Source organism: Paenibacillus sp. GL_099_B (genome assembly GCF_057835695.1).
Genome location: NZ_CM174430.1, coordinates 2,304,854 through 2,330,922 on the forward strand (window position 1 = coordinate 2,304,854; position 26,069 = coordinate 2,330,922).

Annotated in this window: 20 protein-coding genes; 13 read left to right on the forward strand and 7 right to left on the reverse strand. The window is 47.5% G+C overall.

Features of this window, described 5'->3' with window-relative positions; all coding sequences use genetic code 11:
• Positions 1-72: 72 nt before the first annotated feature.
• Positions 73-2,511: a glycosyl hydrolase family 95 catalytic domain-containing protein gene (locus tag AC3ITG_RS10830; RefSeq protein ID WP_489253709.1), complete on the reverse strand. Its 2,439-nt coding sequence runs from the start codon at positions 2,509-2,511 to the stop codon at positions 73-75.
• A gap of 211 nt (positions 2,512-2,722) precedes the next feature.
• Between AC3ITG_RS10830 and AC3ITG_RS10835 the strand changes: the two genes are divergently transcribed.
• Positions 2,723-3,619, forward strand: a complete 897-nt coding sequence (locus AC3ITG_RS10835) for an AraC family transcriptional regulator (protein ID WP_489253710.1) — start codon at positions 2,723-2,725, stop codon at positions 3,617-3,619.
• A 76-nt stretch (positions 3,620-3,695) separates the two neighbouring features.
• Positions 3,696-4,643 carry a divergent polysaccharide deacetylase family protein gene (locus AC3ITG_RS10840; protein WP_489253711.1) on the forward strand — a complete coding sequence of 316 codons (948 nt, stop codon included), beginning with the start codon at positions 3,696-3,698 and terminating at the stop codon, positions 4,641-4,643.
• On the opposite strand, the gene AC3ITG_RS10845 is transcribed toward AC3ITG_RS10840, so the two are convergent.
• Complete coding sequence (locus AC3ITG_RS10845; protein ID WP_489253712.1) at positions 4,618-5,358, reverse strand: N-acetylmuramoyl-L-alanine amidase family protein; 741 nt, start codon at positions 5,356-5,358, stop codon at positions 4,618-4,620. The two genes, AC3ITG_RS10840 and AC3ITG_RS10845, sit on opposite strands and share 26 nt — an antisense overlap.
• 193 nt (positions 5,359-5,551) lie before the next feature.
• Here AC3ITG_RS10845 and AC3ITG_RS10850 point away from each other — a divergent pair, with 193 nt between their 5' ends.
• Positions 5,552-5,776: a YqzE family protein gene (locus AC3ITG_RS10850; protein WP_413377238.1), complete on the forward strand. Its 225-nt coding sequence runs from the start codon at positions 5,552-5,554 to the stop codon at positions 5,774-5,776.
• Between the two features lie 95 nt (positions 5,777-5,871).
• Here the strand turns inward: AC3ITG_RS10850 and AC3ITG_RS10855 are convergent, their stop codons facing one another.
• The 3 genes from AC3ITG_RS10855 to AC3ITG_RS10865 form a co-directional block, all read right to left on the reverse strand.
• Positions 5,872-6,921, reverse strand: coding sequence for a hypothetical protein (locus AC3ITG_RS10855; RefSeq protein ID WP_489253713.1), 1,050 nt, complete (start codon positions 6,919-6,921; stop codon positions 5,872-5,874).
• A gap of 183 nt (positions 6,922-7,104) precedes the next feature.
• Positions 7,105-8,328 (reverse strand): YqhG family protein, encoded by a 1,224-nt coding sequence (locus AC3ITG_RS10860; protein WP_489253714.1) that lies wholly within the window; start codon positions 8,326-8,328, stop codon positions 7,105-7,107.
• A gap of 3 nt (positions 8,329-8,331) precedes the next feature.
• Entirely contained in the window at positions 8,332-10,092 is a 1,761-nt protein-coding gene (locus AC3ITG_RS10865; RefSeq protein ID WP_489253715.1) for a DEAD/DEAH box helicase, read from the reverse strand.
• Positions 10,093-10,324: 232 nt separating this feature from the next.
• Between AC3ITG_RS10865 and AC3ITG_RS10870 the strand changes: the two genes are divergently transcribed.
• Positions 10,325-10,975 carry an HAD family hydrolase gene (locus tag AC3ITG_RS10870; RefSeq protein ID WP_489253716.1) on the forward strand — a complete coding sequence of 217 codons (651 nt, stop codon included), beginning with the start codon at positions 10,325-10,327 and terminating at the stop codon, positions 10,973-10,975.
• 60 nt (positions 10,976-11,035) lie between these two features.
• On the opposite strand, the gene msrA is transcribed toward AC3ITG_RS10870, so the two are convergent.
• Complete coding sequence (gene msrA / locus AC3ITG_RS10875; RefSeq protein WP_024629294.1) at positions 11,036-11,551, reverse strand: peptide-methionine (S)-S-oxide reductase MsrA; 516 nt, start codon at positions 11,549-11,551, stop codon at positions 11,036-11,038.
• A gap of 51 nt (positions 11,552-11,602) precedes the next feature.
• Positions 11,603-12,292, reverse strand: a complete 690-nt coding sequence (locus AC3ITG_RS10880; protein WP_489253717.1) for a Crp/Fnr family transcriptional regulator — start codon at positions 12,290-12,292, stop codon at positions 11,603-11,605.
• 73 nt (positions 12,293-12,365) lie between these two features.
• Here AC3ITG_RS10880 and AC3ITG_RS10885 point away from each other — a divergent pair, with 73 nt between their 5' ends.
• From AC3ITG_RS10885 to AC3ITG_RS10925, 9 genes are all read left to right on the forward strand, one after another.
• Positions 12,366-13,181 (forward strand): HAD hydrolase family protein, encoded by an 816-nt coding sequence (locus AC3ITG_RS10885; RefSeq protein WP_489253718.1) that lies wholly within the window; start codon positions 12,366-12,368, stop codon positions 13,179-13,181.
• A gap of 136 nt (positions 13,182-13,317) precedes the next feature.
• Positions 13,318-13,878, forward strand: a complete 561-nt coding sequence (locus AC3ITG_RS10890; RefSeq protein ID WP_413377248.1) for a flavin reductase family protein — start codon at positions 13,318-13,320, stop codon at positions 13,876-13,878.
• Positions 13,879-14,392: 514 nt separating this feature from the next.
• A complete protein-coding gene (locus AC3ITG_RS10895) occupies positions 14,393-16,486 on the forward strand; it encodes an acyltransferase family protein (RefSeq protein ID WP_489253719.1) in 2,094 nt (697 codons plus the stop codon).
• Between the two features lie 225 nt (positions 16,487-16,711).
• Positions 16,712-18,025, forward strand: a complete 1,314-nt coding sequence (locus tag AC3ITG_RS10900; RefSeq protein WP_489253720.1) for an extracellular solute-binding protein — start codon at positions 16,712-16,714, stop codon at positions 18,023-18,025.
• Positions 18,026-18,169: 144 nt separating this feature from the next.
• Complete coding sequence (locus AC3ITG_RS10905) at positions 18,170-19,048, forward strand: carbohydrate ABC transporter permease (protein WP_413377254.1); 879 nt, start codon at positions 18,170-18,172, stop codon at positions 19,046-19,048.
• A gap of 39 nt (positions 19,049-19,087) precedes the next feature.
• Positions 19,088-19,942, forward strand: a complete 855-nt coding sequence (locus AC3ITG_RS10910; protein WP_413379568.1) for a carbohydrate ABC transporter permease — start codon at positions 19,088-19,090, stop codon at positions 19,940-19,942.
• 29 nt (positions 19,943-19,971) lie between these two features.
• Positions 19,972-21,777 (forward strand): cache domain-containing sensor histidine kinase, encoded by a 1,806-nt coding sequence (locus AC3ITG_RS10915; protein ID WP_489253721.1) that lies wholly within the window; start codon positions 19,972-19,974, stop codon positions 21,775-21,777.
• A complete protein-coding gene (locus AC3ITG_RS10920) occupies positions 21,774-23,357 on the forward strand; it encodes a helix-turn-helix domain-containing protein (protein WP_489253722.1) in 1,584 nt (527 codons plus the stop codon). Before AC3ITG_RS10915 ends, AC3ITG_RS10920 begins: the two co-directional genes overlap by 4 nt.
• Before the next feature lie 92 nt (positions 23,358-23,449).
• Entirely contained in the window at positions 23,450-26,026 is a 2,577-nt protein-coding gene (locus AC3ITG_RS10925) for a beta-mannosidase (protein ID WP_489253723.1), read from the forward strand.
• Positions 26,027-26,069 lie beyond the last annotated feature (43 nt).

Here is a 26,069-nt window from a genome sequence, read left to right on the forward strand (position 1 = left end):
AATTTGGTAATAAGAAGCGTCCCGGGATAGTCCGGGACGCTTCTTATTTATGGACACATTCTACAAGATGAACTAAACCGTTGCTTTAACAATGGAGATGATATCCCCTGCTACTGTCGAGATCTTGCCAACCTGACCAGACAGCATATATTGCTCGCCAGAAGAAACTGTGCACAATGCCCCTTCTGCCCAAGGGATATAGAAGGTTAGGGAAGTACCAGCTTCGCTCTCAATCTCGATCCAATCGGTCTCCCCATCAACGATAGCCGCACTGACAAGGAAACCACCCACGGCACGGAGAGTATGGAACTCTGCCTTCTGTCCGTTCGGCCAGTTGGGAAAGAAGCGCAGGTTTCCATTATAACTTTGAAGAAGGCATTCATTGATAACGGCAGGTAGGGAGAAATTTTCGAACCAGATGCCCATGCGGGACATGAAATCGAAGTTCTCCGTGTCAGCATAGCGACCACCGCTCATCAGGACCCGATCTGTGCAAGTGCCGTTTGGTAGCAGACAATACTGGATTTGACGCTTGAAGCGTTCCAGATCCAACACCCCAAGCCGGGCTCCGGCAAGATGATAGAAAACCAGTTCATTCCCACCTTCGTTGCGGTGGTTAAGGTAAGAGTTTACTGCGGTCTGGTATTCCTCCTCTGGCGAATGAAGCCCGTGATCTTCACCAGGAAATACGGTCGTAATAGGAATCGGGACGTTATACACCACGTCAGGATCCTCGCCCTCCACCGACACAAAGACTGGACCGTTGCGGGATTCGGCTGTGGGATAAGAAGGGAAATGGCTCAAAATCTCTTTTACATTCTCTAGCAGTTCCTGCTCGGATTCTATCCTTTCAAGGACACCGCAAGCCTGGGTGAACGCATTGAGCAGAAATCGTGTCAGTGTCAGGTCGATCAGGCAGTCTTTGTTTTTGGCAAATCCGGGTGAAATCTCATACAGCTCCGGCACCACCGTCGGAAAAATGTGATAATGGTCATCTCCCCAGCGTTCACCCTGTGCTTCTGGACGTTTCATGTAATCGATCATGAACAGCACGGCTTCTTTCATGGGTTGAAATGCACGATCACGCAGGAACGTCTCGTCCATGGAATATAGATAGTGCCACCATAGACTTTGCACGGTCCAAGGCGTCTCACAGATTTCCCATCCCCAGTGCGGGACAGGGTAGGGCATCATGGACATTTCAACAGGATAAGCTGAGTGGGGGAAATAAGCACCGTTCAGTCCGTAATAATCACGTGCCCACGCTCGGCTGACGGGAAGTACATGATCAACCATATCCACGTAGGGAAGATGTTTATCGAGATGATTGCTGGAGAATGCGAGCCAGAATGGCTGCTGCGTGTTGTAATTCATATGGTAATCCCCATGCCAGTCTGCACCGATGGTACGATAGCTCCAGTTGGCGAATAGACCTGGACAGGTAACACCCTCTCTCACGGAACAATTAAAAAAGTAAAGATTGTGGTACCAGATACGCTCCAGAAGTTCATCTTCCAGAGAGACGGAGGAGCGGCTCCAATAATCACGCCACATTGCATTCGATTCTTCCTTAGCTTGACTAAAGGAAGATAGTTCTGGCGGGTGAGCCTCATTATTGAGTTGGCTATAAAGGCCTTCCCATAGCTCTGCGCAGGCCAAAAAGCCGTGTTCAGGTTCTCCCAGAGGAGAGCCGTTGACTGCGGGCGTCTGATTATGCAAAGGATGTTCTTTCATTGCAGTTAATCCAGACGAGTTAACAGCGAGCCGGAAAGCTCTATCTTTTTCATGTGTGATATAGGGCACAGCGGGATGCTCAACATGCGGCAAAATTTGCGTAAATGACTGTCTACCCGTAATTTCGCTGGTTAGGACTGCTGTTTGAGGAAATTCAGGCGGTGTTTCGGGATCAGGAATAAGCTTGATCTCCTCGAATAAGGGAACCAGAGCACCCGTCGCGACATCTCTTACTTTCATCCAGACCCGGTCGTGCTCTCCTTCTATAAAGAGTTCGAATACAGCAGGTTTGCCATCTATCAGGAAATCAATTGTACAAAGGCCATTGGCAATATCAATGGTATGGCCGATGACTTCGGCTTTTCTCCGATCATATCGCAGCAGCAGCGATCCACAGGGCATGGGTTTGGGATAAGCTTTACTGTAATTTTGGCCGGCCAGCTCACAATATTGTTTGTACCACGGATGATCCGTTAATTGCACCAAATCAGCTGGCAGATCAGCAAATCTGTCATATACCTCTTGGAAAGTCATGAGCTCGTCTCGGTGTTCTTCGGCGAGACGAATATCCCATACATTGTTGTGTCCAAAATGGAGCATCACAGCGTCAGGGCGGGTTGTTACGACAATGCCCAGTCCTCCATTTCCCAATAGTGCGCCTTCAAAAAAATCAGGCGCAGGACCATTGAAGGGAATGGGATGCTTTTTGGCACGTTCATAGCCTCTGTTCTTATTTATCTCGTTCCTTCTCTTCGTTTGCATATCCTTCTTCTGCACAAGTCATCCTCCTCATGAAGTCATTGCGATGTACAGTTATTACTGTATCTGAACAGCAGTTTGCTGTATTTAGCAAGACGTCCATGATTTGCACGATCGTCAGATCAATTGGTGCTCTGCTGATATGTACCTCTAGTCCCCAATTGTACCTTTCGGTGATGGAAATGAAAGGTTAACATCGAGAAAAACGGAGTCGGAAAGGAAACTTCCAATGAATTTTGCTTCCTTGCATCCCTATGTATACTTGGCGACCCGATACCCTTTTGCGAAGGGACAGTCGAGTTCTCCGCGAATTTGTTATACCAGCTCCATTTACTTGATCAGCGAAGGCTATGGGGTATTAAGTACAAATGGAAAGAGCAGCAGACTTGGTCCCGGTTCGCTGATCTATATTCCAGCAGGGCAACTGCATGAATGGGTGGCTGATTCGGATAACCCTATGGTTCACCTGTGTTGTTATTTTGATTGGCATTATGTGGAGCGAAAAGATGTATTTGATACGGCCTGTCCGGTCTGTTATCCGCCGCAGGTGTTACAACAAGCCTTTGTGGGCCCGACTTTTCCATATGCGCTTAAAGAAATATCAAAGGTGGAATCTCTGCAGATTTGGCAGGATCTTTTCCAGGATTTTTATAAAAGCGGGTCATATACCAATGAGCAGACTTTTATGTGGAGCTTGATGATTCAGCGTAATTTCCAGACGTTTATCGACTATTTTCTGAACTGTTGCATGGGAAATGACTATGTAATCCCTGATCGCCGGATATCTCATATGCTTAAAATTATAGAGCAGGACTTACTTCACGGAGCGCCCAAGCCACTGGATAGCTATTACAAAAGTCTCAATATGAGCCGTGGACATTTTTTTGAGCTGTTCAGGAGATCTACTGGATACTCTCCCATCCAGTATATGAATCACTTTCGTATTGGACGGGCGAAGTACGATTTGCTTCACACCACATTAAATATCACTCAAATTGCTGAAAAATATCACTTTAGCTCAGTTCATTACTTCTCCCGCCTTTTTCATCAACTGACAGGTCAGGCTCCGCGCCAATATCGCTTAAGTCAGTCCAACACTGCGGCCTCAAGCGCTCCATTGGAATGAACAGGCTTTTTTTGTCTACATATTCCCCCTTCATTGTTCAAATAATGATGGGACAGAACAAAGGAGGGAACGATGGATGAATAAGGCCGGACGAAAAGGGTGGTCCTGCACCTGGAAATTTAAAATGTCAGTGGTACTCACAGGTACGATATTCATGGTTTACGGTGTAGGCCTCTCTGCCAGCAGTGCGGAACCACAGATTCCTTCAGGGCAGACGCCCGAGCAAATTTTAACGGAGCAAACCTCAACACAAGTGCCTGGTTCAACTTCAGGTCAGTTATCACAAACTCCGGCAGACAAATCGCGGCATAAACGAATGGCGATCATCATTGATGACGCAGGGAATGACATGAAAGGTACATCTGAAATTTTGGCGACCCCGGTTAAGCTCACGTTGGCCGTGATGCCATTTTTGCCAACGACGAAGAAAGATGCGATTGCGGCACATGAAAAAGGAATGGATGTAATTGTTCACATGCCAATGGAGCCCAAAAAGGGCAGACCAGAATGGCTCGGTCCAGGAGCGATCACATCCAATCTGACGGATGAGGAAGTGCGTGAGCGAGTCGAGAAAGCCATAGATGAAGTTCCTTATGCCGTCGGCATGAATAACCACATGGGTTCCAAAATTACGTCTGATAAACGCATCATGTCCATTGTATTGGATGTATGTCGAGAGCGTGGGTTGTTTTTTGTGGATAGTCGTACCAATTTTCGCTCTGTGGTAGGGGAATTGGCCATCACCAAAAACATGCCACCAGTCGGCAACGATATTTTTCTAGATGACCACAATTCCAAACAACAAATACGCAAACAAATGGATTTGGCAGCCCAACGTGCTCTCGACAAAGATGTGTGTGTAGTGATCGGTCATGTTGGCCATACCGGATTAAATACCTCTGCTGTCGTCCATGAATCCGTATCTCGGCTCAAAGGTCAGATTGAGTTCGTCGGTATTAGCGATCTGGTCCGAGATGTGTGGCATTGGCAAGCTGAACCTAAACTGCCGACAGATAATAAATAATGCCATTAGCAATGGACTGTGCAATCCGTTTCTGTTCGCCCGGGTCGCTGATCATTGCGCGATCGTGTGCATTGCTCAGAAATCCGGTTTCAACAATTACAGCGGGTTGCTTCACATGATTTAACAGGTAAAAGGGCTTGCCCCATACAACATCGCGCTCCGTCTCGTACAATTGATTAAGCTGATTCTGAATGGAACTTGCGAGCATGTAGCTTCGTCCTTCGTTCTGATGTAAAACAACCGGGCCTCGTGCAGAGGATCTTGGACTCCAGTTGGCATGGATACTGACGACGATGTCGGTACTGACCTCTTCGCTAAGGCTTTTGCGTTGAGCCAAATCTCTGCGATGACGTGAGCGACTGTTTAACCAGCGATTCTCGTCACTCAGCGCATAGTCGCCGAGTCGGTTAATTATGACTGAATAACCCTTGCTGCGAAGCAGGAGATACACCTTTTGGCTAATGGCTAGGTTGATGTCCTTTTCCAGTATTCCATGGTCTGTTGTTCCACCGTCAATGCCGCCGTGACCAACGTCCAGAAGGATGACAGGTGCTGCAAACGCATGATGAGTGGAGTGATAGGCATCTCCATCGGTTACCGGCAGCATGGATGGGCTTATGGGCGATCGTTGTGAATGCAATGTAGGCAGGTCGGTCAGGGGGATAGAACTGATGCTGATTAGCAAAGCCATCGATGCGGCCAGCAGCTTATACATGAGAATACACGCTCCTTCTTGAAATAGGCATCTTATGCAATAAGTGAGTGGATGGATACCTTTGGCATTAGACTGTGCATTCTTCTGTTTTTCATACTCCTTGCAGCAAAAAAATGTTTATTGAGGATCGCTTCTGCACACAATAGAGATAACATAAGCCCCGGCTTTGCCGGAGCTAAGGGAGGCAGAGGTTATGGCCAAAAGTGATGAGTTGGTGAAATACATTACAGAGCGAGTCGTTCATTATATCGACACTCCGAAGGATGAGCGTAAAGGACGCACCAAAGCCAAAGAGCCGTGGACAATGAAGTGGTTTGGAATGATTCCTTTTGCCGTATCTCTATGGGTTGGGAAAAAGGAAAAAGCGATGAATTCGCAGGGGGAAGTGCAGAAACGAAGCTCTTCGGGTAAAGGGTAAATCAAGAACCAACGTAGGTAGTAGCTTCTTCCAAAGAAAAAGACGCATTCCTATGAAGAACCAGAGGAAGGCGTCTTATTTGTTGTGAGGATCGGTCACGGTTTCACGGCATAGAAATGTCCGTCCCGCAGCAAGGTCTGAAGAGGTACATATCGTCTTACCGAAGTATTCCCGCCAATAGCTACATACTGATTTTGAACTGTACCACGGTCGTCACGCCAGATGTGATAACCAGTGACAGGCAGAGGCCCGCCATACAAGACATTTTGCTGATCCGCAGAGAAAACGATCTTTTTATGTTCTTTCCATTGCTGATTCAATGTCTTCACGCCGCTGATCGAAAGTGCTTTTGACGTGATCCATAACAGATTGTCCTCGGGATCAAACAGAGGTTGCAGATCCATGGAGTCAACGGACAACGAGGAGACTTGTGGTGAATCTTCGGGCGTCATCACGACAGCTTGTACAGATATTGACCTTATGGACTTCATTCTTTTCGTAGCCTGCCGTGAGTCCGTATCCAGTGCATTCAAAATACCCGTTGGCAAGGTATCGCCATTGGTTGCGTCAATATAGATTGCATCATCGTTAGGTCTTTCCACTTTCCAATAAGCGAGCAGGGGAGGCGCATAACGTAATTGAAGCCCTCCTCCGTCATTAATCATCTTCTTCAAGTCCAGTTGCTGTCGATCCAGAGCTTGAGCCAACAAGGAAATGTTGTACGGTCGTTGTTCTCCCTGACCGTACTCGCTAAGTTGAAATTGTCCTTGATCGTTAGCTGAAATAATCATATAACCAACGGGTGACTCTCCAACATTAGCGTATACCAGCCAGCTGTGTGTGCCTGGACCGAGGGGATAAAAGTCCAATTGAGCATGATCCCAATGGTTCCCTTCATGTTCAGTACTTAGAATGATGGCTTGCTCGCGAGCAAATTGTCGTACTGCATCAGGAGCCAGTGTGTCGGAATGAAGTTCCGCCGTACTTTTGGCCAATGTAGAGGGTAGTATGGACCTAAATGCATTTTGAATTCCAGCACCTTCAGCTTGCAGTAAGGGGAGCAGGGTGATTACACATAGAAGGCACATTACAATTCCGATTATTCGGCGAATCACGTTCCATCCCTTGTGGAAGGGTCGTTTCATGTTAACACCTACTTTTCTGGGGTACATATCATGACAAAACGGACTCCATTTTCGCTGCGTGATCGTTTCTAGTTCCATTTTAGAGGACAGGTTGTGCAAAGGTTGCTGCAACCTGTCGGGCTGCCACTCATGAAAAAACACTACTTTTGCCGTCATTTGCGAGAAAAGTAGTGTCTTCGTCGTCTATCTTAAATGAAACATGCCGCTGCTAATCGCGGTCACCTTCACTTTGGGCTCATATTGCCAGATCATCTCGGTACGGCGTGTTTCGTATTGCAGCTTCATAGCTTCCCGATCCATGACCGCTTGGCGGACTTTATCCTGTTCCGGGTCCGTTTCTGGTTCTGCCTGAACAGCAGCTTCAGCCGCGAGTTCGACATCTGATCCAATCATCACGCCAGTTGGTTCGACGGGCTGTAGATGTGCTTTCTGGATACGAGTAGAGCCGGAGCGAGAAGTATGAATATGGGCAGAAGGCCCAGCCCCTGCCTGATCCTGATCATTAGAAACCCCGCCTGTGCCGGAGGCAGAGGTTGTATCTACGTCAACCTCAGGGGTATCCTCTCTAAGAACCGCTTCATAGTACGTATCCACAACAGCAAGTTCCAGATCAAGCCGTTCTTTGGCTTTCTCTGCCCAGCTATAATCGAGTTCCAGCAAGCGGTTTGTCAAATGCGATTCCAGAGCTGCCCCGGCATCGGCTAGCGATACTTTGGCGGTCTGTACGTGCATATTCTCAGCCAGCCTTGGGCTAAGGTCACGCCTGTTCAGTTTCGAGCCGAACTTCTCGACAATTTCCCCTGTTCTGAGGGAGATACCGATAAAATGAAGTTCCTCTTTTTTCAGATCACAGGCGAATTCCACTTTAAAACACACACCAAGCCATGGCTCATATACTGCTGGTGCGGTAGCTCGCAGTTGCCTTTTTGCAGCCTGTTCGAACAGGTTCACGAATGCGCCGCCTTCACGCGCTGCATTGAAGATCTGCTGCAACCTGCGGCTACCATATACAACATCTTCTTTCAAAATTCGTCCGGGTCCCAGCTGAGGCAGAGAAGGGACAATACCGAAGTACCGACCTAGAATAGTCTCTTTGGGAGCTTCGGGGGTACCGGGACCGGCACCTGGTGAGGCTGGAGGAGCTAACTGTGCAGCTTTTGCTTCCTCAGCTTCCAACGCTTGCTGATGGGTATCCGGATCAAAGACGAATGTAAAGGACATTGTCTCCGCAGGTGCCCCGGTTCGCTCCACAAATCCCCAATAATACGGACGGTTGGTTAACGCCTTGTCGGCTTCAGGTGAAAGCTTTACCGTAACATGGGCAGGGGAACGCTCCATAATCTGACAATCGAGTGTTTCCAGGTAAGTGAGCACATACGCCTGCACTTCATGGGGTGACATGGTCATGGATCAGAGGCCTCCTTTACGAATGTCAAGCCCAGATACGGCTGGTGCCTCATCTGCGACTTCGCGCTGAATGGAGTTCAGCGATTGTCCAAGCGAGTCCATTTTACGGCGGATATCCTCTTCGTTTTGTGATTCAAGCATGATTTTATACAAACTCTTTTCGATCGATTCCTTCTTCTCCAGCCGTTCCAGAATGACGTCCAATCCACCAATGACCATCTCGAACATATTAATCTTTTCATGAAGCAGATTCAGAATATGCTCCTCGATTGTACCTGTCGTCGAAAGGTTGTAGATGTTCACATCATGTTGCTGTCCTAGTCGGTGTACGCGACCGATCCGCTGCTCGACACGCATGGGATTCCAGGGCAGGTCGAAGTTGATCATGTGATGGCAAAATTGCAGGTTGATGCCCTCACCGCCCGCTTCGGTTGCAATCATTGCCTGCACGCGGCCGCGGAAGAGATCCATCATCCAGTCTTTTTTACCTCGGTTCATACCGCCACGGTAGGGAACCGCGGTCAGGCCGTTGTTGCGAAAATAATTGAGCAAGTACTCCTGCGTGGCACGGTATTCGGTGAAAATAATAACCTTCTCATTCATGTCACGAACGAGTTCCATCGTTTTTTCCGCTTTGGTATTTTCCTTGATCGCTTTAATATGAGCAACGAGCTCCCAAATCTTATCCCGCAGTGGAGAGTCCAGTGGAAGTTTCTTCGACAGATTGACCAACGTCACAAACACGGCATCCCGGCTGCTGCATACTTCTCGCTGCAACGTGACTAGGGAAAGCATGCTGCTCAGGTTGCCGCCCGCTTCCTGGTATTGATCCTTCACAAAGGAAGTCACCCCATCGTAAAGGGCCTGTTCTTCGGGCGAAAGCTGCAAATTCACATTGGACACATTCCGTTTGGTGAATTGAACAGGCCCTTCACCGCGACGGTTACGGATCATGACTTTGGATAACTCATCCTTGAGCTGCTCCTGATTTTTCGGGATGCGTTTGTCGACGACAAAGTTGGCTGCAAAATCACCCTGACGACCAAGCTGTCCCGGCTTGAGCAGGTTAATGAGGTTGAACAGCTCGCTCATGTCATTCTGCACCGGTGTAGCCGTAAGCAGCAGGCAGTACTTTTTCCGCAATTTCAGCATGAATTGATAGTTGGTTGTTTTTTTATTTTTGAGTTTATGAGCCTCGTCGATAATAATCATGTCGTAATCCGTATTCAGCAGCATATCCTTATGCGGGTCACGTTTGGCTGTATCCATCGAGGCAACCACGATTTCGTTTTGCCAGGAATACGCCTTTTTCTGTGCAATTGCAGGGATACCAAATTTGGAATTCAGCTCCCGGACCCACTGCAGTACAAGGGACGCAGGCACGAGAATCAGGACTTTGGATACGAGTCCACGGACCATATATTCTTTCAAAATCAGGCCAGCCTCAATCGTTTTGCCGAGTCCCACCTCATCGGCGAGAATGGCACGGCCTGACATTTCAAACAGTACTCTGCGTGCAGTATCCATCTGGTGAGGAAGGGGGGTGAGTCCCTGTAAATGCTTCAGACATTGGATTTCATCAAAGTTGGGAATCAGATTTGTCTCTTCGGCTTGAATGCCAAGTTGAAAGAGTCTGTAATCGCCCCAAGGGCCGCCTTTATCGAGTCTGGACTCCAGTTGGGTCAGCCAGCTACGATCGAATTCAAGCGGAACGGGTAATTCTGCTGCAGGTTGATTGATTTGATGCGGGTTTTTCCGGTTCATAGTGCTTCCTCCCCTGCCATTCGTGATGACGGTTTATTCGTAGGTAATAGTATGGTCGAATGAGAGGCAGTTCATAACCTTATTTGGAATAAGGGATGATTTCAGTCGTGTAATCTGGAAGGGTTGTAAAATGATAGGTATTCACGTATGTTGATCAATAGTAACTTTACCTAAGCAGAGTGACCATTGTATCTCAAACTATATCCTGAATTTAAAGGAGGAGAATCTGTTTATGCTTTCACTGATTTTTGATATGGATGGTACGCTATTTCAGACAGATCGAATATTGGAAGCTTCTCTGCATGACACTTTTAATCATCTAAGATCAAAGGGACTCTGGGAGCAGAATACACCAATAGAAAAGTACCGTGAAATTATGGGAGTTCCTCTACCCGTCGTCTGGGAGAATTTGTTGCCCGGATACTCGGACCAGATTAGACAACAAGCAAATGAATGGTTTCATGAGAAGTTGATCGCGAATATCGAGGCAGGCCATGGTGCGCTGTACCCGTACGTAGAAGAGTTCTTTCAATACTGCAAAGAGAAGAGTATACCGATATACATAGCGAGTAATGGACAAATCGAATACTTGAATGCCATCGTAAACTATTATCATTTGAATGAGTGGGTAACGGAAACATTCAGCATACAGCAGATTTCATCACAAAATAAGTCTGATCTCGTACGCTCCATCGTGGAGAAATATAAGATCACTCAAGGGATGGTAATCGGGGATCGATTGTCTGACATTAAAGCTGCGAAGGATAATGATTTAATCTCCATTGGATGTAATTTTGACTTTGCTCAAGCCGATGAATTAGCTCAGGCGGATCGGGTTATTGATAGCTTCGAGGAGTTGAAGACTTTAATCGGTGTACTGTAAAATGGATGCGACAAAAAAGCGGCCCATGTGGCCGCTTTATTAATTAATTATTTAAAAAGATTAACTCCAATATTTCTTGATAATTTCGTCGCGTCCGGAATAAATCCGGGATTCTTTATAATATTTTGGATCTTTGCGATGGAAATTTTGATGATATTCTTCCGCCGGATAAAATACGGAGGCTTCCTCAATGGCAGTAACGACAGGTTTATCGAATCGGCCTGTTTTGCCGAGTTCCTCTCGTGATTTCAAGGCCAATTGGCGTTGCTCTTCATTGTGATACAGAATGGCGGCCCGATATTGGCTCTTGCGATCATTACCCTGACCCGTGGCATCTGTTGGATCGATCTGCGGCCAGTACAGCTCAAGCAATTTCTCATATGGGAAAATGGCTGGATCAAACGAGATTTGCACAACTTCCAAATGCCCTGTCTCCCCGGTCAATACTTGCTCATATGTAGGGTTTTCTACGGTTCCACCCATGTATCCGGATATAATCCCGTGAATGCCGGGCTGCTCTTCAAAAGGACTTACCATACACCAGAAACATCCCCCGGCAAACGTTGCTTTTTCAATCACTGCTATTCCCCATTTCTCAGTTGTGTTTAATCAAGATTACTATGAAAGCTAGTCATAACGCAATCCATTTGATAGTTCATCCACCCGCTCCCAATCGAGCACAATAAAACCTTTTCTTTTTTTGCACAGGATTTCCAGATCGGACAGTTTCTGAATGAGGCGATTTAAGTGTCGTGGCGTTGTACCGATCACGGATGCTATTTCCGGAATGTGAGGCGTGCTAATTTCCTTGCCAAACTCTTTGGGCAGACGGGTAGACATCAAATAGATAGCGAACCGTTCTTCAACGGAGGAAAGTGAGTTGATTCGGGATGCCGCTGTACATGTCTGCAATTTATAGGACAGATGTTTAAGAAGTTCATTCAAAAAACGATACTCCTGCATTAAGCTTCGTTCAACGGTTTGTATGTCTATAAACAAGAATTTGGAGGGCTGCACAGCCTGCACCTGTGACTGTACAACCACTTTCTGAATCAATTCAATATCACCAAAGATGGATAAAGGGTGGCAGAAACGCAGCAAAAGAGACTTGCCAGTCTCGACACTTGAGGAGACTCTGGTCAGACCTTTCACTTGGAAATAAAGCCCATCCAGCTCATCGCCTTCCGTAAGAACATATTCATCTGAATCATACTCCCGAAGCTGAATGGGAAGCGAAGTAGCGTCAGCAAAGATTTGTTCCAAATTAAAAAGGGACATATAAGGTTGTATTTTTTCGTATCCCCTGTACATTTTCATTTTTTTCACCTCGAATGGACATCGGTCCTTTTCATTATATATGAACTTGATATGATTAGAAAAACGAGGGGGAATGATGATGAAGTTTGTGTTTGATCTGGATGGAACAATCTGTTTTCAGGGGAAACCGTTAACCAGAGAAATGGTTCAGACATTGGACTTTCTCGTGGAGAAAGGTCATGAAATTATTTTTGCATCTGCACGACCGATCCGTGATTTATTGCCTATACTGCCCGTCCATATGCAACAATCTCCGCTGGTAGGGGGGAATGGAGGGTTTGTGTATCGCAGTGGACTTGAGATTTCCACAGTTTATTTGGAAGCATCCATTGCTGACCATATACTGGCGTTATTGAAGCAGCATGAAGCAGAGTATCTAATTGATTGTCAATGGGATTACTGTTATTCAGGCAACCCGGAGCATCCCATTCGAAGAAATCTGGACCCCGAGTGCAGAGCGAAGAACGTGCAGCTGGAGGAATTAACCGAGATTGTGAAGGTAGTGGTCTTAAGCAGCCGCAATCACCAGGAGATGTTGGAGGCGTTGTACAACCTTCCTGTGGTGACCTACATGCATGGAACAGAGAATATCATTGATATTAGTCCTGAGGGTGTGAATAAATGGACAGGCTTGCAAGCACTTGGGGTCTCTCCCCATGATTTCATTGCTTTTGGGAATGATGCGAATGATATTCCGATGTTTGAGTATGCCAGTCGTTCCATTTGCGTTGGGCAACATGAGAAGCTTGCTCAGATTGCGAGTGGAACGGTGGCTAATCAGGAGAAGGATGTCATCGACAAAATCATTGAAATTGCAGAAAGATTGGAAGAAGAGAGCAGTGTATTTGGCGAAGCGAGGGTAAAAGTCGAAGACATTGCGACAGGATGATCACTATCGAATTTGAGCATTAGAGACGGGCATGGAGGAAGTAATTCTTTCTCATCCTTTACTTATATTGTATAATAATGAATGAGAAAACGGCTTGGTACAGCTTTGGGTCAATTGAAAACGAAGAGGTGATCAGATGCGGAAACCGATAGATGAACCTATGTTTTATTCGTATCCCGGCATGGTGGCGGTAGTGACATCCCGTCATAAGGGAATGCAGAATGTGATGGCCTCAGGCTGGCATACCTATATTGGATCGTCTCCCGGAATTTATGGGATATCGCTGAGGAAGGAAACGTACTCTTATGAATTGATTGAGCAGAGTGGAGTATTCGGGGTACACTTCCTTCCGGGTCATCATTCGGAGTGGATTCAGGCTGCGGGAACCTTCAGTGGAAGAGACACAGACAAATTCTCGAAATTCGGGATTACATACGAAGAAGGAATCAAAGTGAACATACCACTTTTAACTGAAGCTTATTTTGCTTACGAGTGCAAGGTTATCGATATCACAACGTATGGGGATCATGAATGGATTGCAGGTGAAGTGTTACAGCGGTATCAAGACCCGGAATACTTCCTGGAAAATGGAATGGTTAATCTGGACAAATTGCAGATTCCAATGTACGTAGGACGATCCTCTTATCGGATCCTCGATGGGAGTGCGGAAGAGAAGGTTCATCCGTTTTACCTCTAGGGTCCTAGGCACCAAGATGCAATTATGAGCAAAACTTTCAATCCGGCAAGAGATAGGTTTATAATGGTTATTGGCTGCTGAGCAAGTCGGCAGCCTTTTCCTATTGGCTCAAGTGTACACTCCAGACCCTCAGAGGGATCTGCTCATATATGAAATAAAAGGTAAGGTAATATTAGCCATTCTATGAAAAATGCTGTATTTAACAATAAAATTAGAGTATGATTTTACAGCTATATATGCTTGGCAGGAAAGGTTACATCGTTTCATTGGATTGTAACTATTACTGTAATTTGTGAATAATCTTTCGGGCGTATAATGCTAAACGGGACATAACGACAAAGATATAAAGAAATCGTAATCATAAAACATCATGGTTAAGTAACACGTCTTCTTTATGTTGTAAATGAATGATGGAAGGTGCAATACGTATGTTAATGACAACCAGAACCACAAGGAGTTCTCGAACGCCCCAGACATGGATGATGTCGACTCACATTGTCAAGGAGGGGCTCGCATGTCACAATCATTGAAAAGCAAGCGGCATATGAACGGACTGGATGGTTTGCGAGCCATCGCTGTGCTTGCAGTTATAGGGTATCATCTGAATTTAGGTTTTATTCCGGGCGGTTTGCTCGGTGTAGGCATTTTCTTTGTTCTATCAGGGTATTTGATTACAGACATTCTTTTGACACAATGGCAGGAGCATGGCCGGATTTCGCTCGGTGATTTCTGGGTGCGAAGAGTAAGGCGCTTGTTACCTGGCATGATCACGATGACTGCAGTGGTGATGATTTGGCTGCTTTGCACAGATCCATCTCGACTGGCTGCGTTACGTGGTGACATTGTATCGGGAGTATTATACATAAGCAATTGGTGGTATATCTTTCATAACGTTTCCTATTTCGAAAGTTTCGGTCCTCCATCACCCTTTGGACATTTCTGGTCGCTGGCTGTGGAAGAACAGTTTTACATTGTTTGGCCCCTTCTACTGGTCGCAGCAATCGTTTTGTTCAAAAGAAAGGGATGGCTGGTCGTCTTTATTGTCGTGGCAGCTGAATTGTCTGCTGGTGCAATGGCCATCATGTATAATCCGGATCTGGACCCGAGCCGTGTTTATTATGGAACAGACACAAGAGCATTCGCCTTACTGGCTGGCGCTGCACTGGCCGTGGTTTGGCCGAGTCGCAAACTATCGTCATCCCTTGCCCGCATCAATCGCCTTGTCCTGGACGTGTTAGGTTTAGCTGCGCTGGCTTGGTTAATCTACATGATGCTGAATAGCAGTGAGTACGACCCTTCATTGTATCGAGGAGGAATGGTACTTCAGGCCATAGCGACGACATTGCTCGTAGCTGTATTGGCTCATCCATCATCCTTCCTGGCACGGCTCATTGGCGCCAAGCCATTGCGCTGGATCGGGGAACGATCCTATGGATTATATTTGTGGCACTATCCTGTCATTATTCTGACGAGTCCAACGGTAGACACGGGTGGAGCACATCCTGTACGAATGGTTTTGCAGGTTGCAACAACGGTTGCACTGGCCTCCTTGTCACTTAAATATATTGAAAATCCAATTCGTCATAACGGATTTCGTGATTCCTGGTCCCGGTTATGGGGAAGAGGGCGCAATACAACAGGTATTCGCAACGTATGGTGGAAGCGCGCTGGATTGCTGATGAGTATACTGTTGATGTGTTTTACGGTGTCACAGATGATGATTACGTCCGCAGCGAACTCCGATTCTCATTCGGTATCGATGTCGGCCACGCTGAATGGAGATCATTCCGTAACGGAGGAAAAAGGGCAGGACGTTCTTCCAGCGGTAGTAAGCACTTCCGGGGCGGACAACCAACCTGCGCCACAGAAAAACGATAAACCAACAGCGAACGCTGGAGATCCACAAGGCAAAGGAGTACAGCAAACGACGAAGCCAGGTAAAGCTCCGAAATCTGAGGAACCAACTTCAGGTGAGCAGAAAGGATCAACTCCTGGCGACTCGAACCACGCTGTTGGTAAACCCAAAGGAAGCACCGACAATCCGGGAAATCCAGAAGACAACGGTAATGAACAACCGGAGGATCCTGTCAATACGTCAGATTCCTCCAAAGAGCAAGAGGAAACAGCCCCTCCAGCCAAAGACGGCAAGATTCATTATACGGTCATTGGAGATTCGGTTATTCTGGACGCCAAACCTTATCTTGAACAAACCATTTCGGGCGTGCACGTGGACGGTCATATCGGCCGTCAGATGTGGGAGGCTGCCGATGTACTGGATGGCCTGAAGAGAAATAACCAAATGGGCAGTCAGGTCGTATTGGAACTTGGAACGAACGGTTCCTTCAATTCCAAAAGTCTGAATTCTGTGCTGGATTACTTGAAAGATGAAGAACATGTTTATCTGGTTACCGTGCGAGTCCCTCGCCCATGGGAACGAACCGTGAATAAAGCACTGAACGAAGCGGCTTCCGATTATAGCAATGTATCTCTCATTGACTGGCACACTGCAAGTGAAGGGCATGACGAATATTTCGAAAAAGATGGCGTACATCTAACGAAGGAAGGTTCGGAAGCTTTTGCAGCACTTGTGAAAGACAGTATGAAATAAATCAGAACTTATCTATTCATTTATTTATAAATTCAAGAATGGTTCCCGAATCCACATACAGAAAGAGCTCTCATGATGAGGGCTCTTTCTGTATGTAGCAAAGATTGCAGCATCAACAGGGAATCCGATATTTTTCACCCCTGCATCCGTGCATCGTCACCTTACAGAATGATAGCGTTACCATTTACAATAAGTGTATACAAATCGCCAAGGGGGACTATAGAGATGTTGAAAAAATGGCTTTCGGGAATGTTGGCAATGACGCTATTTTCCATCGTTCTGGCTGGTTGCGGCGGCGGGGACAACTCAGAAGGCAGCGACAGCAAGGATAAAGTAACCGTCACCATCTGGCACAACTGGACTGGACAGGACGCTAAAGCGGTGGCGATGCGCAAAATCATTGAAGACTTCCGTGGGTCGCACCCGGATATTGAAGTCGTGGATGAAGGTCTGCCGACAGATGGCCTCAAAACAAGGCTCCGGACGGTGGCAGCGGCCAATGAAATGCCGGATCTGTTCGTCATGTGGCCGGATGCGATGACCAAGGAGTTTGTGAAAGGAGATCTGTTGCAGCCGATCAATGCTGAGCTGGACGCGAAGCCGGAATGGAAAGACAACTTTATTCCGAACGCTCTGGATGGATATACGGTGGACGGGGATATCTACTCGGTACCGATGAATCTCGCACCCACTTCCTTTATTTATTACAATGAAGCACTCTTTAAGCAGTACAACGTGAAAGTACCTGAAACATGGGCTGAGCTGGAGCAGGCCATTGCTACATTTAATGAGAACAAAATAATACCGATTGCACTGGGGAACAAGGCCAATTGGGTGGCTCAATCCACGATCTTCAGTACACTGGCTGACCGGGTAACCGGCACAGACTGGTTCTTAAAAGCAACAACGCAGGATGGGGCCAGCTTTACAGACCCACAATTCATTCAGGCGCTGGACAAAATGCAGGAACTCGGTAACAGCAAAGCATTTCAGGATGGTTTCAACAGTATTGACGAAACACAGATGATGCAGCTGTACTTCCAGGGAAAAGCAGCGATGGTGATGAACGGCGGATGGGCATTGGCCAACCTCGTCAACAACGCACCGGAAGACATTTTGAACAATACACACATTACGATTTTACCAGCAGTAGATGGAGGCCAGGGTGAGGCCAGGACGACATCTGGCGTTGTAGGGACAGGCTTGGGTGTAAGCAAAAAGTTAAGCGGTGCCCAGAAAGATGCGGCCATGGAGCTATTCTACGCTTTGGCAGGCCCTGACGGTCAGAAAGCAACACTGGATAGCAGCACACTCGTCAGCTACAAAATTGATCTGGACAAATCAAAAGCCCATCCATTGTTTGTGGAGCTCTATGACTTAATGCAGGAAGTAAAGATTACTCCGGTGTATGATTCCAAACTAGGATCTGCAACCGTCGAGGTTATCAACAATGGATTGCAGGAGCTATTGATGGGTGGTAAAGCCGCAGATATCGCGAATAAAATTCAGGCATCGCAAGCCAGTGCAGTGGGAAATTAAGGCCATAGGTCATTCCGATCCAGATCTGGATGAGCTGAAAGATGCTTTGCGGTAAGATTCAGACCCCTTCCCGGTAGGGGAGGGGTTTTGCATTGATATCAAGGGTTGTAATTACCAAAGGTTTGATGAAAGGAAGTGAGCAAAATGAACGCATTGCGCAGTCGACGTTTTATTATGCTGGGGCTCGCTCCGGCAGTTCTAATTTACGCGTTATTTGTATTTGTGCCGGTTGTATGGTCAGCGTACTATGGATTCTTCAACTGGTCGGGAATCGGAGAGTCAAAATATATCGGACTGGATAACTATGTGGAAATATGGCATGATTCCGTATTTTGGCGGGCACTGAAAAACAACGTCATTTTTGTTCTAGCCTCGGTATTTGGGCAAATTCCGTTAGCGTTGATGCTGGCGGTCATTTTGCACAAAAGCAATCCGTTACAGCGTTTTCTGCGTTCAGCCGTATTTCTGCCGATGGTATTATCCACAGTAGTTATCGGTATGATCTGGCAATATATCTATCACCCGCAGATCGGGATACTGAACTTCCTGCTGGATGCATTGGGGCTGGAAAGCTGGAAGCTGCAGTGGCTTTCGGATGACAAAATCGCCATTTTCTCCCTGGTGCCACCGTTACTCTGGAGTTTTGTCGGTTTGTACCTGATTATCTTCATCTCGGCGCTGCAGAATATTCCGGGCGAAATTCATGACGCTGCCAAGATTGACGGTGCTTCCGGAATCCGCAAGCTGGTTTCCATTTCTTTGCCCATGATCTGGGGGACGGTTCAGGTGGCGATCATTCTATGTATCTCGGGCAGCCTGAAATCATTCGATCTGGTGTATATCATGACCAAAGGCGGCCCGGCACATGCGACAGAGCTGCTGGCAACGTATATGTATAATTCAACCTTCACAACGTATCGCTATGGCTTCGGGAGTGCTATCTCGACCACCATCGTGCTAATCTCCCTGCTGCTTATCGGAACAAGCCAGTGGGCGACAAGCCGTAAGAGAAAAGAGAATTAGGAGAGAGGGGGGAATGTAATGAGTGTTACACCTTTATCGATGCCAACACCGGGGAATACTTCAGGCCATCCGGTTCGCCGATTCAGTAGTGGAATTGTTTGGACGCTGTTGACGGTCTATGGTATTTTAACATTGTATCCGTTCTATTGGCTTGTGATCAGTGCATTCAAAACAAATGAAGATTTCTATAGCAGGCCCTTCGGGCTTCCGGAGAAATGGAACGTGGAGAATTTCAGTAATGCTTGGGAAAGCTCCAAGCTGGGAACCGCATTTGGCAATTCCCTGATTGTATCCGTAGGTTCGCTTATCATAACGCTGTTTATTGCAGCGCTGGCCTCATTTATACTCGCACGTTTCCAGTTTCGCTGGAAAGGGTTGATCATGACTTTCTTCGTTGTAGGCATGCTGATTCCCATTCACAGCACATTGGTTCCGTTATTTATTTTGATGAAACAGATGTCTCTGCTGAATACGTATTGGGCATTGATATTGCCGTATACCGCATTTGCGTTGCCGACCGCGATATTTGTGCTAACAGCTTATTTGACTAGCATTCCACGTGACATTGAAGAGGCCGCTTTTATTGATGGAACAGGTCTATGGGGGCTGTTCACCCGGATCATGCTTCCCATGTCTGTGCCTGCCTTGTCAACGGTCACTATTCTGAGTTTTCTGCACGCGTGGAATGACTTTTCGTTCGCACTCGTGTTTATTAACAAAACAGGTTTGAAAACGTTACCGCTCGCGATCGCCAATTTTGCCGACGGATATCAGACCGATTACGGCCTGACTCTTGCTGCCATGACCTTGTCCGTAATCCCGACCATCATTCTATACCTGGTATTTCAGGAACAAGTCATGAAAGGCATGACGGCCGGAGCAGTCAAAGGTTAAACGAAAGCGCATCCAGAGGAGGGAAAGGTGTGGGACGCTGGCTAACATCTTCACTGCAACGGAAGCTGTCTGTCGTTGTTACGGCTTCCATGATTGTGCCGCTGCTGGCACTGGGGCTGTTCGCCTTTCTGATCTCTTCCCGCATCACAGAACAAAAAACAAAGCTTTCGGGCATGGACACACTGAAGCAGGTTGAAGCGAATTTGCGCTATATGCTGCAGGATGCCGAGACGCTATCGATTTTTCTGATTGGAGAAAGGGACATTCAGCAGTATTTAAGTAGCGATGAGGACGATGTGCAGGAGCGTGTGGATATTCTGGGCAGGATGACCAATTTGGCCGCTTCCAAAAAATATATTGCCAACATTGCCATCTATCCGGAACGTTTCGATGCGGCTTTGTCCACGGCTACATGGTATGAATCATCCAATGTATCTTATCCTCCTGCTCCGCGTGGTGATGCGGTTAAAGCATGGACTGGCGTATATCCGGTTCAGAATTATGCGGGCATCCAAAATGTAATAACATTGGTTCGACCCATTCGCAGCATCCATGATTATCGGCCCATCGGATGGCTGGCGATCAGTCTAGACGAGAAGGCAATCTCGAAAGGATGGGCAGCGCTGGGACTGGGTATGGGCGAAGGTAGACTGGAACTGATCGGTCCCACTGGAGAGATTTTGTCTTCCATGGACAAATCCCGTCTTGGACAGTCACTGGAGAAGATCGAGCCTGAAGTACATACGCTGATCCAACAGGAAGGAAGCGGAACAGCCACGTATGGCAGCGGCGATGAGAAACGTACTTTGCTCTATTACCCGGAACTGTTGACAGGCTGGACGCTGACCGGAACGGTTCCCTACGATCAGTATAAGTCCGAAAACGGTTATATTCTCATCCTCACTGCTGTTGCAGTGAGCCTGTCTGCTGCGATCAGTGCAGGACTTGTCTGGTTTACGGTGCGTCGAGTCACAAGGCCGCTGCGAGTTCTTACGAGACATCTGTCCCGAATGGATCCGGATCGACCGCTGCCCCTATTCCGATCGGAAAGTGATGATGAAATTGGCAAGCTGGGAGAAAGTTATAATCTGCTCGGTGCACATATTGAGAGATTGAAAGAAGAGGTTATCCGTGGTGAAGCCCGCAAGAAGGAAGCTGATCTCAGGGCACTTCAGGCGCAGATCAATCCTCATTTTCTGTATAACACACTTTCATCCATTCACTGGATTGCCTTGATGTCTGAGGAAAAGCGGATCGCAGAGATGGTCGAGGGATTGAGTGATTTTTTGCGTATCAGTTTGAATCAGGGTAGGGATTATTGTCCTGTAGGGCAGGAGATTGCCCACATTCGCCATTATGTTCGTGTGCAGTCCATCCGTTTTCCCGACAAGTTCGCCGTACATTATATTGTGGATCCGGCACTTGAACAGCGAATGATGCTGAAATTGCTGCTTCAACCGCTCGTCGAAAATGCCATGATTCACGGAATTCAGCCGAAAGCGGGTATGGGCACAATTACAATCATGATTCGTCAGGAACAGGAACGAATGAATGTGCTGGTTCTGGATGACGGTGCTGGCATGGAACGGGACAGACAGGAGCATGTCAGAAGCAGCCTTGTGTCATCGGATGAGGAAGAGCAACATCATTCAAACCACCATGGGACGGAAAAAGAGCCAATGAAGCAAACATCCCAAGGTGGTTACGGGCTCCGCAATGTGAACGAGAGACTACTGCTTCATTATGGAGCTGAGGCGCAGCTCGAAGTGGACAGCCGGGTCGGAGGTGGAACCCGAATTTCATTTTCTATTCCAATCTTGGAGGAATCGCCATGAGATTACTGATTGTTGATGATGAAGTGATTATCCGTACAGGGCTCGCCAGTGTAATCGCTTGGCATGAACTGGGGATTGAGCTGCTTTCGCCAGCAGCCTCGGCAGAAGAGGCGTTAGTACGCATGGACGAAGAGAGGCCGCATATTCTGATGACTGATATTCGGATGACGGGAAGGACGGGGCTTGAACTGGCAGAGGAAGGGCTACATATGCTGCCGGAACTAGAGGTCATTATTTTATCGGGATACGATGACTTCTCATACGCTCAGCAAGCGATTCGTCAAGGTGTCACAGATTATCTGCTTAAGACGAGTAAGCCGGAAGAAATTATCAAGACGGTGCTTCAGGCCAAACAACGAATTACCGAACGATGGGTTGAGAAATCAAGAGAAGGGCAGCTGCTGCGAGAGAACAAACAGCGGCTGTTCGCTGGATGGATCATTGATGGAGACGTAGAATCTGGCCCTTGTCCTGTATTTCTCCAGTCGGGAATAAATGTGCAATCGGAATGTTCCTCAGACAAGGAGCAAGTGCAGAGACAGATTCTGATCTTGAAAGCTGCGGGGTGGAATCGTTCTTCGGCTACTTTGCTAAACTTTGCCGTGCAAAATATGCTGGAGGATGTCCTGCCAGGCGCAGTTGCGCACATTCAAAAGGACCGGATTATCTGTGTTGTAGAGCTACCGTTGGATGAGCAGGATTTCCAATTTACTTTGGGCATTGCATTAACCCGGATTGAGCAATTGTTAAAATGTATATTGCGTGCAGCAGCAGGTCAACCTTGCATGGAGGTTCAACTTCTGCATGAGAGCTACCGAACGGCGTCGATCGCGTACCGTTATCACGGGTTACTTGAGGACAGGATTTGGCAATATGAAGATGTCTTCCACCGCATAGGAGGTAAAACCGTCCTTCAACATGAGGAAGAAACCACCCTGGGGACATTGTTAATGGATAACGACTCGATTATGCTGACCACATGGACGCGAGAACTGGTGGATGAACTCCTGATGGACCCCGAAGTAACGCCAGAGTCTTTTGATGCCTGTCTGCATGCTGCGGTGAACGCCGGACAGCGTTGGTTGATTCGTACCATGCGAGCTATTGGAAGAGACGAACCGGAACGGTTCGAACCATGGAGGCCAGACCCGGATGCCGATGCTGGTGAACTCCGGGATCTGCTGTTTCATCATTTATATGGACTGATGCATACCTATCACAGCCAGATGGGGCAAGGGCGGACTACGCATGTACAGAAGGCTATTGCTTATATGGAATCCGGATTGGTACAGGATATTAGCTTGCAACATGTCGCAGGTCAGGTTCATCTGCATCCGGGTCATCTCAGTGAACTGTTTAAGAAGGAAACGGGCGTCACTTTTGGTGATTTTGTAACAGGTATGCGAATTAGGCGCGCGATGGACATGCTGGTGGTTTCTCCCGCAAAAGTAAGTGAAGTGGCGGCTATCAGCGGATATGAGGACGTTAAGTATTTTAGCAGGCTATTCAAAAAACATACAGGCAAGACTCCGAGTGAGTATCGCGAGGAGGCTGTGTCGTACAAGCCTTCCGGACATTAAAGGTGAGCAGACAAAACAACGAATGAAGTCATGTTTTTATTGCAAACGTTTTCGATATCGTATTACCAAGGAAACTGGAGAGCGAGGCAAGGATGAAGATGAATAATTCAAGTCAGGATTTGTCAGGGCAATGGAAAATACAGCATTTCGAGGTTGGGGAAAAGCGGGCCATGGATGTTGCAGCGGCAGCGCTCGATGATCGATTTTGGATCGGAGCGGAGGTGCCAGGGGATGTGCACACCGCTCTGGTGGAACGCAGCATCATTGATCCGCCCTACTATGGGCATAACGATGCCAAGAGTCGATGGATCGAGCAGAAGGAATGGTGGTATCGTACTAGCTTCAACCTGTCGAAGGATGGGGAAGCAGAGGAGTACTTTGAGTTAGTATTCGACGGGTTGGATACGTTCGCCACCGTATATGTGAACGGACATGAAGTGGGGCAAACGGCTAATATGCTCATGTCCCATGATTTCGATGTGACTACACTAGTTCGTAATGGCTGGAACGCCATAGCGGTCAAGTTCGATCCCCTTTATCTGCATCACAGAGACAAGGAAACGTTCGACTGGTCTTCGTATACGAAGGAACGGCCATGGTTGCGCAAAGCTGCGATGAATTTCGGTTGGGACTGGGGTCCACGGATGGTCACCGTAGGAATTTGGGGAGGGGTACGCCTTGAAAGACGAACGATTGCAAAGCTGGAGAACGTATTTGCACGTACCAAATCAGCCAGCAAGCAGCAAGCAGTTGTCCATGTCACTGCGGATGTGAAGTCCGTATTGTCTTTCCGTAGCAGACAGAAACGTGAAAAAGCGGTGGCCCTGTCTTGTGATATCCGTTTACTGGACGCGAGTGGACATGAAGTGGCACGGTCAGCCGAAGCAGTTGTGGAAAATGGTCTCGCAGATACAATACTAAAATTGGATTCACCGCAATTATGGTGGACGCATGATCTGGGTGAACCTTACTTGTATAGGCTGGAAGTTACACTATTTGCGGATGGGGTGGAAGTGGATCAATACAACGAGCCTTATGGTGTCCGAACCATTGAACTGGCGCTTCATAATGAGCAGGGTGAGGATGCTTTTACGTTTATCCTGAACGGAGTGCGTGTGTACGCGAAGGGAGCTAACTGGATTCCGGCCGACCATCTGATTGGTGCCATCCCGGCCTCCCGGTATCGTGAGCTGATCGAGTTGACCGTGGAAGGGCATATGAATATGTTGCGTGTCTGGGCAGGCGGTATATATGAAAAGGACGTCTTCTATGATGAATGTGATCGGCAAGGCGTACTGGTATGGCAGGATTTTGCTTTTGCCAACGCCTTATTCCCTGATTTCAATCGGGACTTCATGAACAATGTACGGGATGAGGTGGAAAATAATGTCCTGCGCCTGCGCAATCGTGCCTCGCTTGCACTCTGGTGTGGCAATAACGAAATTGACTGGCTATATGACATGAAGTCCGCCAGTGGAGATATTACCAGCCCTTTCTATGGAGAGCTGATCTACCATGAGCTGATCCCGGAAGTGCTGGAGCGTCTGGATTCGTCTCGTCCATACTGGCCTTCCTCACCGTATGGGGACAGTCACGGCAATGATGCCAATGATCCGGATGTGGGGGATCGTCATAACTGGCAGGTATGGCATGGTTCCGTCTATCCCCGAAAACACGGCGAGCCGCCACTGCTGAATTACAGTATTGAGGGCGTGACTTTCAAAAACTATAAAAAAGACAATGCTCTGTTCAGTAGTGAATTCGGCATGCATGCCTCCGCCAACCGCTACACACTGGAGAAAAACATGCTTGGAGGGCAATTTTACTGGGGCAGCCCCGAAATGGCCTATCGGAATAAGGATACCAATCATCAGAAAGGCATTCTTCTAATGGAAGGATATACGGGCATTCCGCAAAATATTGAAGAGTACATGAACTACTCGATGCTGACACAGGCGGAAGGATTACGGTATGGCATTGAACATTTCCGGCGGATCAATCATCGCAATAGTGGAGCCCTTGTGTGGCAGCTGAATGACAGCTGGCCAGGTACAAGCTGGTCCATGATTGACTACGAGCTGCTGCCGAAGGCCTCCTTTTATTACGGAAAAGTATTCTTTCATCCGATACTGCTGTCTCTGGAACATGAACCGGGTGAGCCGCTTACGTTATGGGTTGTGAATGATACACGGGAGACTCTGAAGGGACAACTTCGATTTAATGTCTATGGACTGAATGGGGAAAAAGTATACTCCAGCTCGCATCATGTGGAGACAGGTTCGCAATCCGCTACTCGTATTGCAGAGCTGAGCGAAGCGGAAGTATTGGGAGGCAGATTGGCAGAAGAAGTGATGGTTGAATTGGTAGCCGAAGGTTTCACTGCACCACTCAATCGATATTTCTTACGTGATCCGAAGGATGTTAACCTGCCTCAATCTCAGCTCAGTGTGCATGTGAACGAAGAGGAGCAATCCGTGTCGGTTACGGCCATTGGTGCAATTGCACGGTTGGTGAAGCTCGAGCTGCCCCTCGGTCGCGTTCGTTTTAGTGATAACTATTTCGATCTTCTCCCTGGTGAGAGCCGTACGGTGAGATTGCGTCATCCCGATAAGTTGTCTCTGCCTATGACTGAGCTACGGGTAAGCGCAATGAATGGTAGTGAAGCCTGATCCCTAATTGTGTATCAAAAAAGCCTTTGCGAATCCGGTTCAC

Bases quoted from the DNA above. Each gene is read 5' to 3' on its own strand.
- AC3ITG_RS10835 (WP_489253710.1), top strand. From the start codon at position 2,723: ATGAATTTTGCTTCCTTGCATCCCTATGTATACTTGGCGACCCGATAC.
- AC3ITG_RS10840 (WP_489253711.1), top strand. From the start codon at position 3,696: ATGAATAAGGCCGGACGAAAAGGGTGGTCCTGCACCTGGAAATTTAAA.
- AC3ITG_RS10845 (WP_489253712.1), bottom strand. From the start codon at position 5,358: ATGTATAAGCTGCTGGCCGCATCGATGGCTTTGCTAATCAGCATCAGT.
- AC3ITG_RS10850 (WP_413377238.1), top strand. From the start codon at position 5,552: ATGGCCAAAAGTGATGAGTTGGTGAAATACATTACAGAGCGAGTCGTT.
- AC3ITG_RS10855 (WP_489253713.1), bottom strand. From the start codon at position 6,921: ATGAAACGACCCTTCCACAAGGGATGGAACGTGATTCGCCGAATAATC.
- AC3ITG_RS10860 (WP_489253714.1), bottom strand. From the start codon at position 8,328: ATGACCATGTCACCCCATGAAGTGCAGGCGTATGTGCTCACTTACCTG.
- AC3ITG_RS10865 (WP_489253715.1), bottom strand. From the start codon at position 10,092: ATGAACCGGAAAAACCCGCATCAAATCAATCAACCTGCAGCAGAATTA.
- AC3ITG_RS10870 (WP_489253716.1), top strand. From the start codon at position 10,325: ATGCTTTCACTGATTTTTGATATGGATGGTACGCTATTTCAGACAGAT.
- AC3ITG_RS10880 (WP_489253717.1), bottom strand. From the start codon at position 12,292: ATGAAAATGTACAGGGGATACGAAAAAATACAACCTTATATGTCCCTT.
- AC3ITG_RS10885 (WP_489253718.1), top strand. From the start codon at position 12,366: ATGATGATGAAGTTTGTGTTTGATCTGGATGGAACAATCTGTTTTCAG.
- AC3ITG_RS10890 (WP_413377248.1), top strand. From the start codon at position 13,318: ATGCGGAAACCGATAGATGAACCTATGTTTTATTCGTATCCCGGCATG.
- AC3ITG_RS10895 (WP_489253719.1), top strand. From the start codon at position 14,393: ATGTCACAATCATTGAAAAGCAAGCGGCATATGAACGGACTGGATGGT.
- AC3ITG_RS10900 (WP_489253720.1), top strand. From the start codon at position 16,712: ATGTTGAAAAAATGGCTTTCGGGAATGTTGGCAATGACGCTATTTTCC.
- AC3ITG_RS10905 (WP_413377254.1), top strand. From the start codon at position 18,170: ATGAACGCATTGCGCAGTCGACGTTTTATTATGCTGGGGCTCGCTCCG.
- AC3ITG_RS10910 (WP_413379568.1), top strand. From the start codon at position 19,088: ATGCCAACACCGGGGAATACTTCAGGCCATCCGGTTCGCCGATTCAGT.
- AC3ITG_RS10920 (WP_489253722.1), top strand. From the start codon at position 21,774: ATGAGATTACTGATTGTTGATGATGAAGTGATTATCCGTACAGGGCTC.
- AC3ITG_RS10925 (WP_489253723.1), top strand. From the start codon at position 23,450: ATGAAGATGAATAATTCAAGTCAGGATTTGTCAGGGCAATGGAAAATA.